This window comes from Gordonia westfalica, from assembly GCF_900105725.1.
GTDB lineage: Bacteria > Actinomycetota > Actinomycetes > Mycobacteriales > Mycobacteriaceae > Gordonia > Gordonia westfalica.
Genome location: NZ_FNLM01000034.1, coordinates 315,823 through 333,011 on the forward strand (window position 1 = coordinate 315,823; position 17,189 = coordinate 333,011).

Genomic DNA, 17,189 nt, shown 5'->3' on the forward strand with positions numbered 1-17,189 from the left:
CCATGTTCCCCCACACCGGGTGCACGCGGAGGGCTAAAAGAACGGCAGAGTCGTGCCAAAGTCGAAATTGCCCCAACCTGCGCCGGGAGATGGGTCGAATGTCGCATTTTGGGGGATTCTGATGGTGCCGTCGGGTCGGATGACGTCGAAAGGCATCAACAATCGGACAAATGAAGAGAGTTCACAATGACGAACAATCGATCGACCATCTCGGGTGTCGGGGCTGTCACCGGATACGGCTGGGGGCGAGAGGCACTGTGGAACGGTTTGGCTTCGGGTAAGTCCGCGGCCGCCCTGCACGAAGGTTTCGGATTCGGTTCCGACGATCATGGCGGTCCGGGGTGGATCGTGCGTGTACCGGAGGGTGGAGACCAGGCGGACGGGCGCACCCGGTTCGCCCGTGCGATGCGGAGCGCGGCGCGGGAGGCGATCGAGGATGCGTCTGAACGTGGTTGGCGTCCGGGCTCGCGCGTCGGGTTGGTACACGCCTGCGTACTCGGCGATCTCGACATGTATCCGATGGTCACCTCCGGCGTCGGCCAGTACACGGGACGCCAGTATCTGTCCGTGACTCCGTCCACGCCGGTATCGCTTCTGATGCAGGAGTACGGCTTTCACGGTCCGGCGCTGAATGTGTCGGCAATGTGCACGTCGGGTTCGGCGGCGATCGTGACCGCGAAGTCGTGGCTCGATTCCGATCTCGTCGACGATGTCCTCGTCGTCGCGACCGATCTGTCGGCCAAGCCGGAGGTGGTCGGCATGTTCGTGCAACTCGGCGTCGCCATCACCGACACCGATGCCCTGGACGCCTGCCGCCCGTTTCAGGAGGGCAGTCGGGGTTTCACCTTCGGCGAGGCCGCGATCGCGTTCACGATGACCAACCGCACGACCGACGGATATGCAGATGTGTTGGGCGGGGCGATGTCCCACGACGCTTTCCACGTCACTTCGATAGATCCCGAACTGACCAACGTCGTCGGTTGCGTGGAGCAGGCGCTCGCGACTTCCGGCGTTGCGGGAGGGGACATCCGGTATGTCAATGCGCACGGTCCCGGCACCCGTCAGTGTGATCGCGCCGAGGCGACGATCGTGGAGACCCTGCTGCCCAACAGTGAGGTCTTCTCGGTCAAACCCCTTGCCGGACACTGCCAGGGTGCGGCCGGTGCGGTCGAACTCGCCGCGTCGTTGCTCGGCTACGAGCGAGGCGAGATCCCGGCGACGCCAAGGGTGTCCGACGGGATCCCGCAATTGCTCGACGGCCTGTCCCCGCTCGAGGCGGGGCCCACGTTGAAGACCTCGCTGGGGATGGGCGGCCACAACGCGGCTCTCGTGATCGCGCCCCAGGGCTGATCGGGCGCGGCGATGTTCCGCGGATGTACCGAGTTTCCTGCGGAAAACCTCTGCGAAGCCGCACAATTCAGGAATGACCAACTCGCCGGACAAACCAGCGGTCGACCAGCCGACGATGGGGACAGTGCAGACGACGGGGACTCGCCGCGTGCTCACCGCATTCCTGAACTCCCCCTTCGCGGGTATGTCGCCATGGATTCTGATGGCGCTGCTCACCGGTCCCGGTCGCTTCGAGGAGGCCGCGGCGTCGGCGTTCGTGCTGTCACTGATCCTCGTGGTGGGCGGGCACCGACGCGGCTCCCGGATCAAGCTCCTCGAAGTCTTCGACGTGGCCTACTTCGGCTCCATGGCCGCCCTGGCGCTCTTCGCCTCGGCGGGCGTCATCGAATGGCTGGAGAAATGGGGCGGCGAGATGACCAACATCGCGCTGGTCGCGTTCGCCCTGGGCTCGATTCTCGTCCGCCAGCCGTTCACGTTGCAGTACGCGCGTGAGTCCACCGATGAGGAGGTCTGGGACAGCCCGCTGTTCCTCCGGATCAACTACGTCATCACGTGGGCGTGGGTCGCCGGATTCGGCGTCGCCGCGGTGTCCGGTGCTGTCGGTGATCTCGTCCTCGATGATTCCAACAACTTCTGGACCGGTTGGATCATCCAGATCGGCGGCACTGTGTTCGCCATCGCGTTCACCGAGTTCTACCCCGACTTCGCCACCTATCGTGCCGCCGTCCGTGAGGGATGGGACACCGATGAGAAACCGCAGAGCATGCTCCATCTCTTCGACTGGGTACCGATCTTCGTTCTGGCGATCGGGATCGCCGGATTGCTCACCGACGAGCTCAGCACGGTGACGGGGATCGTGGTCATCGTGGTCGGCGCCGTGGGCATAGGCGCCTTCCGGCAGCTGACCTCGTCCTTCGACGCCCGCCTCGCCCAGGCAGCGCCGAGAGCGTCGAAGACGGCATGAACCCGGCATTCGCGTTCGATCGCCGAGGCCGTCGGTAGTGTCGAGAGCATGAATCTCGACGGAGTAGGAATCTGGAGTTCGCCACTGCGGTACGGAGACGCCGGGGAGGCAGCGGAAGCCGCGGCCGAACTCGACGAGTTGGGCTTCACCGCCCTCTGGATCCCAGACGTCGGCGGCCCGGTTCTCGATTCGGTGCGCAACCTGCTCGGTGCCACCGAGAAGGCCGTGGTCGCCACCGGAATCCTCAACATGTGGATGCACGAACCCCACGACGTCGCTGCCGCCCACGCGAGGTTCGCCGACGAGTTCGGCCCGCGCTTCCTGCTCGGCCTGGGGATCAGCCACGCTCCGCTGATCGACGCGCAGGAGGCCGGCCGTTACCAGAAGCCACTCGCCACCACCCGCGCGTTCCTCGACGGACTGGACTCCGCACCGACGCCGGTGCCCGCCGACAGTCGGGTTCTCGCGGCACTCGGACCGAAGATGCTCGGTCTGGCCGCGGACCGCACACTGGGCGCCCACCCGTACCTGGTGACACCCGACCACACCGCGACCGCTCGCGAGACCCTCGGCGACGGACCGCTGCTCGCGCCCGAGCAGACCGCCATCTTCGCCGCGGACCGCGACGAGGCACGCGCCATCGGCACCAAGTGGCTGACGGGCTATCTCGCAATGCCCAACTACGCCAACAACCTTCGTCGCCTCGGCTTCACCGACGAGGACCTCACCGAAGTCAGCGACCGGTTGTTCGACGCGCTCATCGTCTGGGGCGACGAGGCGGCGATCCTGTCGCGCATCGACGAACACCGCTCCGCCGGCGCCGACCACGTGTGTGTCCAGGTGCTGCAGAAGGATCACCGCGGATTCCCGCGCGACCAGTGGCGCCGACTCGCCGAGGCTCTCGGCCAGAACTGATGACGTTGCGTCGCCTATGCGACGCCGCGCTGAGGCTTTCCGTGCGGTACCAGCGGGACCGGCCGCGCGCGCGTGAGTGGTCGGCTACCCGAATCTTCCGTATGACGTTGAACCCGGATTCCGGGTTCGACGTCATACGGATCTGAAAGACCTCACGGGATGTCGCGTCGTCGGAACCCGACGAAACCGATGGCCAGGAAGCCGAGGGCGACGAGGCCGATCCAGAGCAGTCCCCACCAGTCGGGGGTCGCGACGACGACGTCGGGCACATGGTGGAACGGGCTGAAACCGAGGGCCCAGTCGGGCAGTTTGAAGCTGGGGCCCAGCACCGTCATCACGAACGAGACGAGCACGCCCAGCCAGATCGCCGGACGAGTCGCCGGGCGGGCACCGAGTACGGCGACCGCGAAAGCGATGACCGTCCAGGCTGCGGGGATGGTCGCGACCGCCTGCAGGAGGGCGTCGCCGAAGGTGATCCCGATATCCGCGGTCGACGCGAAGATGCCCACCACGACACCTGCGATCATCAGGAACACCGCCGTCGCCAGCAGTGCGACACCGACATTCGTGGCGAGATACCGGAGTCGGTGGACAGCCGTCGCCAGCACGGGCTCGGCTCGGTCATCCAGTTCCTCGGTACGCACGCGGTTGACGATCTGCACGCCGGCGACCGAGACGACGATGCCGACGATGCTCAGGATGGTGGTGACGAACGCGGAGATCAGGTCGGCCGGGGATGCGGCACCGGAGGCGAAGATCGACGCCATCGCCGGGTTGCTCGTCAGCAGGTCTTTCACCGACCGGGTGAAATACCCGAAGACGACACCGAGACCGAGGAATGCCACCGCCCACGACATGATCGGCGCGCGATTGAGACGAAACGCCAGGCTCAGAGGTGTACCGACGTTCCCCCTCGGCGGCCCCGGACGGGAGGGGATCAGACCCTGACCGAAATCGCGTGACGACTGCAATGCGAAACCGACGGCCGCGACGACGACCGCGAACGCGACGCCGATCAGCAACGGCCACCAGTGGTCGCCGGATGCCGGCCGGGTCTCCTCGATCCAGCCGAGTGGATTGATCCACATCGTCCACGTGGGTGCGCTGATCGAGAAGAGGAAACCTCGCAGGACGAACAGGATCCCGAGCAACGACACCGAGATCGTCGTCGCCGCACGGGCGTCGGCCCCGATCTGCGAACTGACCGCGGCGACGGCCGCGAACATCCAACCGGAGACGGTGAACCCGGCGGCGAGCAACGCCGACGACGCCCAGTCACCGCCGCACAATCCGGTCAGCACCCACGAGACGATGCCGATCGCGGTCGAACAGATCACCGCCATGACCAGGGCCGTCAGGAGTCGCGACGACCGGCCCGAGACGCCGGAGGCCAGCAGTTCCGCCTGACCCGAATCCTCCTGGCCGCGGCTGGCTTTGACGACGATGAAGATCGCGCCCAGGGCGGCGATGAACCCGCCGAGCGCGAGACTGCGCCACGCGTTGAACCCGTCGGTGGTCGACAGATCGTAGGCGGGTCCGAAGATCAGTCCCAGCGCCGGATTCGCCCCGATCGTGGCCGCGAAAGCCTTACGTTCCAGAGCGTCGGAGAACAACCAGGGATAGATCAGCACCGACGACACCGACAACGCGGTGGGTAGCAGAATCCACGGCGCGAAAGACCGGCCCTCGTGGCGGAGTGAGGCATGGAGGAGTGGTCGGGTTCCGACCGTCGAGGCAGACGCCATCGCGCTGGTCACTCCCCTGCCAACGGGTTGTCGGAGACGCGGACCCCGTCACCGTCGCTGTCGTAGAGCCGCAGGAACAGACTCTCGAGAGAAGGCGGTTCGACGGTGAGGGACCGCAGTCCGCTCGCCGTCAACACCTCCATCGCCGCGCCGATCCGATCGGAATCGACTGTCGCGCTCAGACGGTGACCGTCGACGTCCACATCGTGGAAGTCCGTGAGCCGGGCGGCGGCCGGGACGGTGTCGAGTTCGGCGCGGACCGCGGTCCGGGTGTGACCGCGCAACTCGGCCAGCGTGCCGGTCTCGACGATGACGCCGTCGCGGATGATGCTCACACGGTCGGCGAGGGATTCGACCTCGGCGAGGATGTGACTCGACAGCAGGACGGTCGTGCCACGCGCCTTGGCCTCCCCGACGACCTCCTGGAAGACGTTCTCCATCAACGGGTCCAGGCCCGATGTCGGCTCGTCGAGGATGAGCAGTTCGACGTCCGCCGCGAGGGCGGCGACGATCGCCACCTTCTGGCGGTTGCCTTTCGAGTACTGGCGTCCGCGCTTGGCGGTGTCGAGCTCGAACCGTTCGACGAGGTCGGCGCGCCGGTCCTCATCGAGTCCACCGCGCATCGAACCGAGGAGATCGATCATCTCGCCGCCGGTCATCGACGGCCACAGCGAGACGTCACCGGGCACATACGCCAGCCGGCGATGCAGTTCGACGACGTCGTGCCACGGATCCCCACCGAGCAGTCGCACCTCACCCGCGTTGGCGCGGAGCAAGCCCAGGAGGACGCGGATCGTCGTCGACTTGCCGGCACCGTTGGGGCCGAGGAACCCGTGGACCTCACCGCGGCGGACCTGGAGGTCGAGCCCGCGAAGTGCCTCGAACCTGCCGAAGGACTTGCGTAGACCCCGGACGTCGACGGGCAGATCCACAGGGCGTTGACCAGAGGTGTCGGACACTCCGGTGGGCATGGCTTACCTCCAGGCTCGTCGGTCGCCATGATCGTTGCACAGCGGCCGAGGAGGTAGGCCGAAAAAAACGAGCCGAGTTACCCCTGTGCGGTGGCGGCCTTCTCGATGACCGCGGCCACCGCCGCCGGACGCGAGACCAGTGACGCATGAGACGCATTGACCTCCGAGGTGTGCCCCGAAGCGGCACGGAGCGCCATGAAGCGCTGCAACGCCGGCGGGATCACCCGGTCCTGCTGCGAAACCAGATACCAGCTGGGGACCTTCTTCCACGATGCCGGACCCGAAGGCTCGAGATTGGCGACGAGCGCCGCCGACTTCTGATGGGCGAACATGTCGGCAGCGGTCGCAATGCTGACGTCCTGCGCAAAGATCTCCCGGAAGTAGGGCCGTGCGATGTAGCCATCGAGGTTTCGTCCCGCCACACCCGTCGGGTCGTCGACGACCTTGACCTGCAGCGCCGGCGGCAGGAGTCGGCTGCCGGGATAGACCAGCGGGTTCAGCAGGCCCTGCACGAACTCGCCCTGTTCCGGAGCGAATGCCGCGATGTACACGTTGGCGACGACGTCGGGATCATCGACGTTCGTGATGACCATGCCCCCATACGAGTGACCGACCAGCACGATCGGGCCCTTGATGGTGGCGAGCTTCTTCTCCAGGAGCGCGGAATCGTGAACCGGCCCGCGCAACGGATTGTCGAACCGCTGGACGGGATAACCCTCGGACGAGAGCCGCGCTGCGACGCCATCCCAGCCGGTTGAATCCGCGAATGCACCGTGTACCAGCACGATCGTCGGTTTCGGAGCCGCGGACGCGGACGAAACGGACAGTGTCGTCGCCGCGAAGGTTACGAGAATCAGAATCAGCGCCAATACGGTCGGGCGCAACGCTTTTCGGGTGGGATGTGGTGAGTCGGCGGCCATGAGAGAACCCTTCGTGCACGAGAAGTTTCGGCCCCGACAGTCGCCGACGTTACCGGGGTTCACCCAGGTTGTACGTGGTTCAGCGGTATCGCACCGCCTACTTCTTGCTCAGCGACGACTCCTTGTGGGCGGCCTTGGCGCCCGTCTTCGTCGACTTCACGATCCAATAGGGTTCGTCCTCACTGGCTTTGAACTTCTGTCCCTCGAACGTGAACTCCTTGGTTCGCCTCTCCTCCGCGGTCCCCTCGGTCTGACCCTGCGAGGTGTTCCAGCGGACGGTGTCGTTCTTGTTGATCGCCATGCCCCGGAGTGCCCACGGTCGATGTTCCGCCAAACCTCGCCATACAGCCGTGCTCTTCGTCTACGCGTAGACTCCGCGACCATGGCGATCGTCAACCGAGGGTTCGTGGGCCGCCGCGACCGCGATGCCCGACGGCTGCCGCCGGGGCAGTACACCACGCTCGACTTCCCGGTGTTGTCGGCCGAGCCCACACCGTCGATCCCCCTGGACAAATGGTCGCTCGTCGTCCAGTCCGCCGAGCACCGGGCGACGACGTTCACGTGGGAGCGGTTCCAGGCGTTGCCCCACGACGAGATCACCACCGACATCCACTGCGTCACAAGGTGGTCGAAGTTCGCCACCCGCTGGCGCGGGGTCTCCTTCGACACCCTGATCGATGCGCTGCCCTTCGAACCCGCCCCGTACGTCATGGCCCACTGTTACGGCGGGTACACCACCAACGTCCCGCTCGCCGACCTGATCGGCGGGCGAGGCTGGGTCGCCGACACCTACGACGGGGAGCCGCTGGCACCCGAACACGGCGGTCCCGCCCGACTCCTCGTCCCCCACCTCTACTTCTGGAAGAGCGCGAAATGGATTCGGCGCCTACGGTTCATGCCCGACGACACACCGGGCTTCTGGGAGGAGCGCGGATACCACATGTACGGCGACCCCTGGCGTGAGCAGCGGTACTCGTGACCGATTGGCTGCTGACGACGGTGACCTCCGTCGTCGACATCACCCCGTCCGCACGCACCCTGCGTCTCGCCCTGCCCGAACCCGTCCATGTGCTTCCCGGCCAGCACGTCGACATCCGGCTCACCGCCGAGGACGGCTACTCCACCGCCCGCACGTACTCGGTGTCGGATGCCCGGGAGACGCGGTCGCTCGAGGTGACCGTCGAACGCCTCGACGACGGTGAGGTGTCCCCGTATCTCGTCGATGTCGTCGAGGTCGGTGATCCCCTGGAGATCAGTGGACCGCACGGTTGGTACTTCACGTGGGCCTCCGGCGACGACCGACCGGTGCAGTTGATCGGCGGAGGATCCGGGGTGGCGCCGCTGATGTCGATGATCCGCAGTCGCGAGGTCGACGCGCCTCTGACGCCCTTCTCGCTGGTCTACTCGGTGCGCAGCCCGGAGCGGATCTACTACCGCGACGAGATCCGTCAGCTCATGGACCACCATCGGATGGATCTGCACCTCGTCCACACCCGTGTCGCACCCCCGGGATCGGCGAGGCCGGCGGGACGTCTCGACCCGGAGGAGCTGGCCGCGCTCACCATGGACCCCTCGAGGTCGCCGACCGTGTACATCTGCGGGCCGAACCGCTTCGTCGAGGACTGCGCGAACTGGATGGTCGACGCCGGGCACGATCCGACCCGCATCCGCACCGAACGATTCGGCGACTGACCCTCTACAACCTGCGGGTTCCGGCCAATGAGTACTGGTGAGCGCGGACCGGAAGTAGCGTGGCGGCATGACTTCTGCGTATGACTTCACCGCGACCGGGATCGACGGCAACCCGGTCGCCCTCTCGGCGTACCGGGGCGAACCGCTGCTGATCGTGAACACCGCTTCGAAGTGCGGCTTCACGCCGCAGTATGAGGGCCTCGAGACGCTTCATCGCGACTATCAGGAACAGGGGCTGCGAGTCCTCGGCTTCCCCTGCGACCAGTTCGCGCATCAGGAACCCGGCAACGAGGAAGAGATCAAGAACTTCTGTTCACTCACCTACGACGTCACGTTCCCGATGTTCGCCAAGGTCGACGTGAACGGTCCCGACGCCCATCCCCTGTTCGAGTGGCTCCGCCACCAGAAGTCGGGTGTGTTCGGGGGTCGGATCAAATGGAACTTCACCAAATTCCTGGTGAACCGCGACGGAGTCGTCGTCGAACGGTTCGCGCCGGCCACCAAACCCGAGAAACTGGTCGGGTCCATCGAGAAGCAACTGTGACCCGGCGACGGTAGGGACGCGACCTCGTGAGCCGGACAACGTCGTTCGTGCGCGTGGTGATCGCCTACGTGGTGGCACTCGGGGTCGCCGCCGCGTGGCTGTGGCTGGGGCCCGACACCGGTCACCTGTGGCTCGACACCCTCATCGCCGACCTCTGGGCGACCCTCGTGATCTTCGGCTTCAGCCGCCGGTACTCGAACTCGAGTATGTACGACGCCTATTGGAGCGTCATACCGCCCGTGCTCCTGGTGTACTGGTGGGCCGCCGGCGATGTCGGCATCGGCGCGGTGCAGTGCTGGGTCATCGCCGTGGTCGTCGCGGTGTGGGCGATCCGCCTGACCGCCAACTGGGCGATCGGGTGGCCGGGTCTGCATCACGAGGACTGGCGCTACGGGTTGCTCAAGGAACGTGCCGGCGGTGCCGCGTTCATCGTCGACCTCTTCGCCATCCACGTCATTCCCACCATCCAGGTGTTCCTGGGCATGGTCCCGGTGTATATCGCGGTGACACACACGGATTCGACGATCGGCTGGCTCACCGCACTCGCCGCGGTCGTCGGTGTCGCCGCCATCTCCCTCGAGTACGTCGCCGACGCCCAACTGCGTCGTTTCGCCGCGCATCGCAGGCCGGGGTCGGTCCTGGACACCGGCGTGTGGTCGTGGTCCCGGCACCCGAACTACTTCGGCGAGTTCTCGTTCTGGGTGGCGATGGCGTTGTTCGGGATCGCGGCGTCACCCTCCGACTGGTGGTGGTCACTCGTCGGCGTGGTGGTGATGCTGGCGATGTTCCTGGGCGCCAGCATTCCGATGATGGAGCAGCGCAGCCTGTCCCGACGTCCCGGCTATGCCGACGTCGTCGACCGTGTGTCGCGTTTCGTACCCCGGCCGCCTCGCCGTGCCCGGCCGCCGCATGCCACCGAACGCATCCCCGGATGACCCGATCCCGCGTCGTCGTCGCCGGCCTCGGCGACACCGGCATCCTCACCGCCATTCATCTGTCCCGTCACGCCGACGTCGTCGGGATCTCGTCGAAGCCCGGGCTGGTCAGCGGTCAGGAACTCGGGCTCCGCCTGAGCCGGCCCGACACCTGGGCCCGTGACTACCGGATCCCGTTCGACCGATTCCGCAAGCTGGACCGTGTCCGCACCGTCCATGGATCGCTGACCGCCGCCGACCTCGGCGAGCGGACGGTCACCCTCACCAGCGCCGACGGAGCCGAGCGCGTCGAACTGTTCGACGCTCTGGTGATCGCAACCGGGGTCCGCAACGGCTTCTGGCGGCGGCCCGGTCTCCAGTCACCGACCGACGTCGACCGGGATCTCGCCGCCGCACATCTCCGGCTGGCGGACGCGAAGTCGATCGCGGTGATCGGGGGCGGGGCCGCCGCGGTGAGTGCGGCGGCGAACCTGGCTGCGACGTGGCCGGGCAAGCGCATCGATCTCTATCACCCCGGCGAGCGCGCGCTACCCCGTCACCATCGGCGAACCTGGCAGAACGTTTCGGCGCGGCTGCGCGGCCTCGGCATCGGGGTGCACGGCGGACACCGCGCGAAAGTGCCCGACGGCTTCGCCTGCGACGAGATCACCACCGGACCCGTGCACTGGTCCACCGGGCAGGACAGCGTGCAGGCCGACGCGGTGCTCTGGGCGATCGGTCGGGTGACCCCGAACTCGGAGTGGTTGCCCGCGGAGATCCTCGATGCGGACGGATTCGTCCGTGTGACACCGGAACTCCGAGTTCCCGGCCACGAACTCGTCTACGCCCTCGGAGACATCGCCGCGACCGATGTCCTACGGAGTTCAGCCCGCAACCGGGCTGACCGGCTTCTCGCCCACAACATCCGAGTCGACCTGGCAAGCCGGCCGGACCGGGCGAAGCGGTACACACCGCCCCGACGGCGGTGGGGTTCGGTTCTCGGTGCGCAGCACGACGGTCTGCAGGTGTTCGCGCCGAACGGCCGGGCGTTCCGTTTCCCGGCCTGGTCGGTTGACACGGTGTTGCAGCCGTGGATCGTGCGGCGTGGGATCTACGGCGGGATTCGCGACGCGGACGTTCCGGGATCGGCCGGTCATCGGCGGCGTCGTACCTGAAAGGTCATCTTCCCCGCATAGACTCGGCCCATGAGCAACGAGCCGTTCTCGACCCATTCGTCAGATCCGGTCGACCCGCCGCCCGGGTCGCACACCGCGCCGGTCCCGCCCGCGGGGTCGCCGACGCCGCCGGGGGCTCCCGCGACCACCGATGCTTCGCTGAAGCCGACGGCCGCCGAACGGGCGAACACCATCGTCAAGAAGGCCGTCGTCGGCCTCATCATCGCCGCGCTGCTGGTGATCACCTACTTCATCCTCGAGGCGTTTCTGCCGCGCTGGTGGGCCGGTCAGATCGGCAATCGGGTCAACGGTTCGATGGTCAGTGGGGTGTGGACGGGCCTCGTCCTGGGAGTCCTGTGCACCTTCGTCCCGCTACTGCTGTTCACGTTGGCGTTCCTGAGTCGCAGCCGGATGAGGAATGTCCCCGCGATCGCATTCGCGGTGGCCGGCGTCATCGTGGCGATCCCCAACCTGCTGACGCTCTCGGTCGTGGCCGGCGGAGGCAACGGCGCGCACGCGGGTGAACGCATCTTCGACGTCGACGCACCCGGATTCCGCGCCGCCACCGCCTGGGGCGTGATCATCGGCGTCGCGCTCGCGATCGCCGTCGGCTGGTTCATCTGGCGCTACCGGCGTCGTGGGCGGCAGCTGGAGGCCACCAGTCCGAAGAAGCAGAAGAAGAAGTGATGGTCGGATAGACCCAGTTCGACGGATCAACCCGCCATCGGCGTTGGAGGATGGCGGGTTGATCCGATTCTGGCGGGTTCGCGGGGGCGGTCAGTCGGCCAACCCGGCGTCCTTGCTGCCGTAGGTCTCGCGCAGCTTCGGCTTGACGACCTTGCCGCCGGCGTTGCGCGGCAGCTCGTCGATGATCACCAGATCCTTGGGATGCTTGAACCGCGCCAGGTTCTCGTTGAGATGCGGTTCGAGCTCGGCAAGCGTCAGATCCGCAACACCCTCGGCCAGGACGACCACGGCAACCGGTACCTCGCCCCATTTCTCGTCGGCCCGCCCGATGACCGCGGCCTCCAGGATCGCGGCGTGGCCGTACAGGACGTTCTCCACCTCGGCGCAGTAGATGTTCTCACCGCCGGAGATGATCATGTCCTTGGCGCGGTCGACGACGTACAGGAAACCGTCCTCGTCCTCGCGGACGAGATCGCCGGAGTGGAACCACCCGCCGCGGAACGCCTCTGCCGTCTCGGCGGGCTTGTTCCAGTAGCCCTTCATCAGATTCGGCCCGCGGTAGACGATCTCCCCCACCTCACCCGGCTTGACATCGTTCATCAGCGGGTCGACGATGCGCGCGGTCACCGCCGGCACGACCTTGCCGATCGAGCCCTGTTTGCGCAGTGCGTCCTTGCCCTCGAGGATCGTTGTCACGGGCGACATCTCGGTCTGCCCGAACGCGGTCATGTTGAGCGCGCCGGGGAAGGCCTCGCCCATCGCAGTGAGCACGGTGTCCGACGCGGGCGCCGCTCCCCAACTGATGTTGCGCAGCCGAAGCTTTCGCGGCCGTGCCTTCTGCGCGGCGCACACCGCCTGCCATTGCGCGGGCACCATGAACACCGAAGTGGTGCCCTCTCGTTCGAGGGTGTCGAGCATGGCGTCGGGATCGAAGGCGCCGAGCGGATGGATGACGGCGCGGACGCCGCGGTAGAAGACCGGCGCAAAGGCGGCGAGGCCGGCGATGTGGAACATCGGCGGCACCACGGACGCCACGTCGTCTGCGTCGGCCGAGGCGGTGGTGGCCATCGTGGTGACCGCCTGCGCATGGAAGTTCTGGTGGGTGAGCATGGCGCCCTTTGGTTTTCCGGTGGTGCCCGAGGTGTACATGATGGCCGCGACGGTGTCTTCGGGCACGTCCACCGCAGGCAGGTCCGAGTCTCCCTGTGAGAGCAGGCCTTCGAAGTCATGGTGTGGGGTTTCGTCGCCACCGTCGACGACGATGAGGGTGTCGATCTCGCCGGTCGAAGCACTCACCGCATCGGCCAACGGTGCGAGGAGCTTCTCGGTCACGATCACCCTGGCGCCACTGTCGGCGACCAGATACGCGACCTCGGCCGGGCTCATCCGGATGTTCACCGGCACCGGGATCGCACCGATCAGCGTGGCGCCGAGCACGGCTTCGACATATTCGGTGCGGTTGAGCATCGCCATCAGAATCCGGTCCCCGAACTGCACGCCCAGCCTGTTCAGCGCTGCACCGAAAGCCCGTGACCGGTCATCGAGTTGCTTCCACGTCGTCGACCCGTCCAGGTAGGTGATCGCCACCTTGTCCGGCATCATCATGGCGTGCCGATGAACCTGGTTGTTCCAGTGGTTCCGGCGCGAGCGATACGGCTCGGTGGTGAGGTCGGCGGTGGCTTCGGTGGTAGCGGTCATCACTGGCTCCCGTGTCGATCGTGCGATGGTCGACATTGTTGTCTGCGTCACACCCTACGCAGACACCATGGGTTGCTCGTGAGATTTCGCCGGGTCAGTCGGACAGACCGGCGTCCTTGCTGCCAAAGCGCTGGCGCAGGGCGGGTTTCGTGACCTTGCCACCCGCGTTGCGCGGCAGCTGCTCCATGATCACGAGATCCTTGGGATGCTTGAACCGCGCCAGATTCTCGTTGAGGTGGGGTTCGAGATCGGCCAGCGTCGGCTCGTCGACACCTTCGGCCAGCACGACGACCCCGACGGGTACCTCGCCCCATTTCGGATCCGCCCGGCCGATGACCGCCGCCTCGGCGATGCTCGGGTGGCCGTAGAGGACGTTCTCGACCTCGGCGCAGTAGATGTTCTCGCCACCGGAGATCACCATGTCCTTGGCGCGGTCGACGACGAAGAGAAAGCCCTCCTCGTCCTGGCGGACCAGGTCGCCGGAGTGGAACCAGCCACCGCGGAACGCGTCGGCGGTCTCCTCGGGCTTGTTCCAGTACCCCTTCATCAGGTTGGGCCCGCGGTAGACGATCTCGCCGACCTCTCCCGGCTTCACATCGTTCATCAGCGGGTCGACGATGCGGGCGGTCACGCCGGCAACGACCTTGCCGATCGACCCGATCGTCCGCAGCGCGTCCTTGCCTTCGAGGATGCAGGTCACGGGCGTCATCTCGGTCTGCCCGAAGGACGTCATGTTCAGCACGCCGGGGAACGTCTCGTTCATCGCGCTGAGCACGGTGTCCGAGGCCGGTGCCCCGCCCCAGCTCAGGTGACGCAGTCGCAGATCCCGGGGCTTGGCCTTCTGTGCGGCGCACACGGCCTGCCATTGTGCGGGCACCATGAACACCGACGTCGAGCCCTCACGTTCCAGCGTGTCGAGCATGACGTCGGGATCGAAGGATCCGAGCGGATGGATGACCGCCCGGATGCCGCGGTAGAAGACCATGGCGAAGGTCGCGAGACCCGCGATGTGGAACATCGGCGGGACGATGGACGCGACATCGCCGACCTGCGGATTCGTCGTGGAGATCGAGGTCAGGGCCTGCGCCTGGAAGTTCTGATGGGTGAGCATCGCGCCCTTGGGACGGCCGGTGGTGCCCGAGGTGTACATGATGATCGCCACAGTGTCCTCGGGGACGTCGACGAGTGGCAGGTCCGACCCGTCCTCGGCGACGAGGTCCTCGAAGGAGAGGTGATCGGGTTTGTCGCTCTCGCCGACGACGATCACGGTGTCGGAGGTGCCTCCCAATCCACGTGCTGCGTCGACGACGCCGGTCAGTGCCGTCTCGGTGACGACGACATCCGCGCCGCTGTCCTCCATGAGGTACGCCACCTCGGCCGGACTCATCCGGATGTTCACCGGCACCGGGATCGCGCCGATCAGGGTCGCACCCAAGATGGCCTCGACGTACTCGGTCCGGTTGAGCAGGGCCATCAGGACCCGGTCGCCGAAGCGGACCCCGCGTCGGCTCAGCGCCGCGCCGAAGGCGTGCGACCGGTCGTCGATCTGCTTCCACGTCCGGGTCTCGCCGAGGAAGGTCATCGCCGGCTTGTCCGGCGTCATCAGCGCATGCCTCCGGACGTGGTTGTTCCAGTGGTTACGGCGTGAGCGGTAGGACTCGGAGGTCAGGTCGATCGCGACCTCGTCGATTGCCGTCATTTCTGCCTCCCATGTCGTCGGACGTCCGTTGTCCGACCGTCGCGCGGTCCGCTTCACACCCTAGGGCGTGAGGTGGCCGGGATCCTCTGCGCGACCGACGATTTACGCCTATGGAGCAGTTAGCCGACTCCTATGGCCGCTGACCCGATTCACCGCCACCGCCGGCTGAGCCGGTACCGAGCGAAGCGAGGCACCGCGTCGAAGCCGTCACCGCTGTGCCCCTCAACGCAGTCGGTCCGCGCAGCCTTGCAGGTACTTCTCGATGCGGGTGTCGCGGGCCAGGTTCGCCGCCCGCTCGAAGTGGCGACGTGCTTCTGCAGAAGCTCCGGTACGACGGAGAAGATCCGCACGAGTGGCGTGGAACGGCTGGAAGTCGTCGACGTCGTGCTGCGCCTCCAACTCGTCGAGCACCGACAGCCCGGCATCCGGTGACGCGGCGCGTCCGACGATGGCGGCGTGCGCAACCTGTGCACCGAGCGTCGGGGTGACGGTGATGAGTGTGGCCGACAACGTCTGCAGTGCGGTCCAGTCGATGACGCCGGTTCGGGCGCGGTCGGCGTGGACGGACTGCATGGCGGCCTCGAGTTGGAATCTCCCGAGCGGAGTGCCCGATGCCGCGGCACGGCGGAGCATCGCCTCACCCTCGCGGATCAGTTCGCCGTCCCACAGCGAGGGATCCTGATCCTCGAGCGGGACGAACGGCCCGGTGCGTGCCGGTGCCCGGGACAACGACAGGGCGAGGAGGGCGGCGAGTCCCCACGCCTCGGGCTCGTCGTCGAGGAGGACGGCGAGTGTCACGGCCAGGTACAGCGCCTCCCCCGCCATCGAATCGACCGAGTCGGGACCGGAACCGTTCGCGTCGTCCCAGGCGATCGCGAAGCACCCGTAGACGGCCTCGAGAACCGCGGACAGACGTTCCGGCATCGCCGCGCGGTCGGGTACGGCGAAGGGGATGCGGGCGTCGCGGATTCGCCGTTTGGCTCGAACCAGTCGTTGCGCCATCGTCGTCGGAGCCACCGCGAACACGGCGGCGATGTCGGCGGCCTCGAAACCCAGCACCGCCTGCAACATCAGAGGTGTCCGGATGGCCGGGTCGATCGCCGGGTGAGCGCAGGTGAACAGCAGTTCGAGGCGCTTGTCGCCGATCGCATCGGGGTCGATGTCGTCGATGGGTCTCATGGTGACCTCCCCGGCGGTGCCGGCATGGTCGTCGAGGTCGACGGACCTCCGGTATCCGGCGGATTTCCAGAAATCGCGCAGGTGGTTGCGCGCGACGGTCAGCAGCCATGCGGTCGGCTTGTCGGGTATGCCCTGCGTCGACCACGTGGTGAGTGCCCGTTCGAAGGCGGTCGCGAGTGCGTCCTCGGCGAGCGCGAGGTCGCCGGAGGCGGCGGCGAGGAGCGCCACCAACCGCGAATACGACTCGCGGGCGGCGTGTTCGGCGGCGGCGTGCGCTCCCGGCCGGCTCATCCGTCAGGTGTCATCCGTTCGAGGTCCAGGCCCCGTCGACGGTGTACGTGGCGCCGGGCCGGATCTCGACGACACCCCAGTCGATCGGGGGTGCCTGACGGGCCCAGTCGACTGCGGCGTCGAGGTCGGCGACGTCGATGACGATCGCTCCGCCGAGTTGCTCCTTGGTGTCCGCGAACGGGCCGTCCTGGATGACGAGTTCGCCGTCGACCTTGCGGAGCGTGGTGGTGGCGGTCGAATGCTGGAGGACCTCGGCACTCACGAGGACGCCGGCGTCCTGCAAGGCCCTGGTGTAGGCGGAGAATGCGGCCTGCCCGGCCTGGATCGCCTCGTCGCCGAGCGTCGTGGCGTCCTGCTCGGTGTAGTGCAGCAGTAGTGAGTAGTGCATGGACTGCCTCCTGATCACGTGGACCGACTCTCGGTCCGTGTGCGGAGATGACGAGCG

General features: G+C 66.8%; 17 protein-coding genes. 9 read left to right on the forward strand and 8 right to left on the reverse strand.

What is annotated here, in order from left to right; all coding sequences use genetic code 11:
• The first annotated feature begins 186 nt into the window (after positions 1 to 186).
• The 3 genes from BLU62_RS06815 (at position 187) to BLU62_RS06825 (ending at position 3,229) form a co-directional block, all read left to right on the forward strand.
• Positions 187 to 1,350, forward strand: a complete 1,164-nt coding sequence (locus tag BLU62_RS06815) for a beta-ketoacyl synthase N-terminal-like domain-containing protein (RefSeq protein ID WP_074848834.1) — start codon at positions 187 to 189, stop codon at positions 1,348 to 1,350.
• 73 nt (positions 1,351 to 1,423) lie between these two features.
• Positions 1,424 to 2,314, forward strand: coding sequence for a hypothetical protein (locus BLU62_RS06820; RefSeq protein WP_084811754.1), 891 nt, complete (start codon positions 1,424 to 1,426; stop codon positions 2,312 to 2,314).
• A 48-nt stretch (positions 2,315 to 2,362) separates the two neighbouring features.
• Positions 2,363 to 3,229 carry an LLM class F420-dependent oxidoreductase gene (locus BLU62_RS06825; protein WP_074848835.1) on the forward strand — a complete coding sequence of 289 codons (867 nt, stop codon included), beginning with the start codon at positions 2,363 to 2,365 and terminating at the stop codon, positions 3,227 to 3,229.
• A 152-nt stretch (positions 3,230 to 3,381) separates the two neighbouring features.
• Here BLU62_RS06825 and BLU62_RS06830 read toward each other — a convergent pair whose 3' ends face one another.
• The 4 genes from BLU62_RS06830 to BLU62_RS06845 all read right to left on the reverse strand — a co-directional run bounded on the left by BLU62_RS06830 (position 3,382) and on the right by BLU62_RS06845 (position 7,166).
• Complete coding sequence (locus BLU62_RS06830) at positions 3,382 to 4,974, reverse strand: ABC transporter permease (protein WP_074852740.1); 1,593 nt, start codon at positions 4,972 to 4,974, stop codon at positions 3,382 to 3,384.
• An 8-nt stretch (positions 4,975 to 4,982) separates the two neighbouring features.
• Positions 4,983 to 5,945: an ABC transporter ATP-binding protein gene (locus tag BLU62_RS06835; protein WP_074848836.1), complete on the reverse strand. Its 963-nt coding sequence runs from the start codon at positions 5,943 to 5,945 to the stop codon at positions 4,983 to 4,985.
• A 77-nt stretch (positions 5,946 to 6,022) separates the two neighbouring features.
• Entirely contained in the window at positions 6,023 to 6,865 is an 843-nt protein-coding gene (locus BLU62_RS06840; protein WP_074848837.1) for an alpha/beta hydrolase, read from the reverse strand.
• Between the two features lie 97 nt (positions 6,866 to 6,962).
• Positions 6,963 to 7,166 (reverse strand): hypervirulence associated TUDOR domain-containing protein, encoded by a 204-nt coding sequence (locus BLU62_RS06845; RefSeq protein WP_074848838.1) that lies wholly within the window; start codon positions 7,164 to 7,166, stop codon positions 6,963 to 6,965.
• Positions 7,167 to 7,247: 81 nt separating this feature from the next.
• Here BLU62_RS06845 and BLU62_RS06850 point away from each other — a divergent pair, with 81 nt between their 5' ends.
• The 6 genes from BLU62_RS06850 to BLU62_RS06875 all read left to right on the forward strand — a co-directional run bounded on the left by BLU62_RS06850 (position 7,248) and on the right by BLU62_RS06875 (position 11,877).
• A complete protein-coding gene (locus BLU62_RS06850) occupies positions 7,248 to 7,844 on the forward strand; it encodes a sulfite oxidase-like oxidoreductase (protein WP_074848839.1) in 597 nt (198 codons plus the stop codon).
• Complete coding sequence (locus BLU62_RS06855) at positions 7,841 to 8,557, forward strand: ferredoxin reductase (protein WP_074848840.1); 717 nt, start codon at positions 7,841 to 7,843, stop codon at positions 8,555 to 8,557. The genes BLU62_RS06850 and BLU62_RS06855 overlap by 4 nt, the downstream gene beginning before the upstream one ends.
• Before the next feature lie 67 nt (positions 8,558 to 8,624).
• Entirely contained in the window at positions 8,625 to 9,101 is a 477-nt protein-coding gene (locus BLU62_RS06860) for a glutathione peroxidase (RefSeq protein ID WP_074848841.1), read from the forward strand.
• Between the two features lie 26 nt (positions 9,102 to 9,127).
• Complete coding sequence (locus BLU62_RS06865) at positions 9,128 to 10,036, forward strand: DUF1295 domain-containing protein (RefSeq protein ID WP_074848842.1); 909 nt, start codon at positions 9,128 to 9,130, stop codon at positions 10,034 to 10,036.
• Positions 10,033 to 11,190: an FAD-dependent oxidoreductase gene (locus tag BLU62_RS06870; protein WP_074848843.1), complete on the forward strand. Its 1,158-nt coding sequence runs from the start codon at positions 10,033 to 10,035 to the stop codon at positions 11,188 to 11,190. The genes BLU62_RS06865 and BLU62_RS06870 overlap by 4 nt, the downstream gene beginning before the upstream one ends.
• A gap of 30 nt (positions 11,191 to 11,220) precedes the next feature.
• Entirely contained in the window at positions 11,221 to 11,877 is a 657-nt protein-coding gene (locus tag BLU62_RS06875; protein ID WP_074848844.1) for a DUF5336 domain-containing protein, read from the forward strand.
• Between the two features lie 90 nt (positions 11,878 to 11,967).
• Here the strand turns inward: BLU62_RS06875 and fadD5 (BLU62_RS06880) are convergent, their stop codons facing one another.
• The 4 genes from fadD5 (BLU62_RS06880) to BLU62_RS06895 form a co-directional block, all read right to left on the reverse strand.
• Positions 11,968 to 13,575 (reverse strand): fatty-acid--CoA ligase FadD5, encoded by a 1,608-nt coding sequence (fadD5, locus tag BLU62_RS06880; protein ID WP_074848845.1) that lies wholly within the window; start codon positions 13,573 to 13,575, stop codon positions 11,968 to 11,970.
• Positions 13,576 to 13,669: 94 nt separating this feature from the next.
• Entirely contained in the window at positions 13,670 to 15,274 is a 1,605-nt protein-coding gene (gene fadD5 / locus BLU62_RS06885; protein WP_074848846.1) for a fatty-acid--CoA ligase FadD5, read from the reverse strand.
• Positions 15,275 to 15,496: 222 nt separating this feature from the next.
• Positions 15,497 to 16,744 (reverse strand): RNA polymerase sigma factor, encoded by a 1,248-nt coding sequence (locus BLU62_RS06890; RefSeq protein ID WP_074848847.1) that lies wholly within the window; start codon positions 16,742 to 16,744, stop codon positions 15,497 to 15,499.
• Between the two features lie 10 nt (positions 16,745 to 16,754).
• The gene (locus BLU62_RS06895) at positions 16,755 to 17,132 is read right to left on the reverse strand and encodes a YciI family protein (protein ID WP_074848848.1); all 378 of its coding nucleotides are present in this window, start codon (positions 17,130 to 17,132) and stop codon (positions 16,755 to 16,757) included.
• Between the last annotated feature and the right edge of the window lie 57 nt (positions 17,133 to 17,189).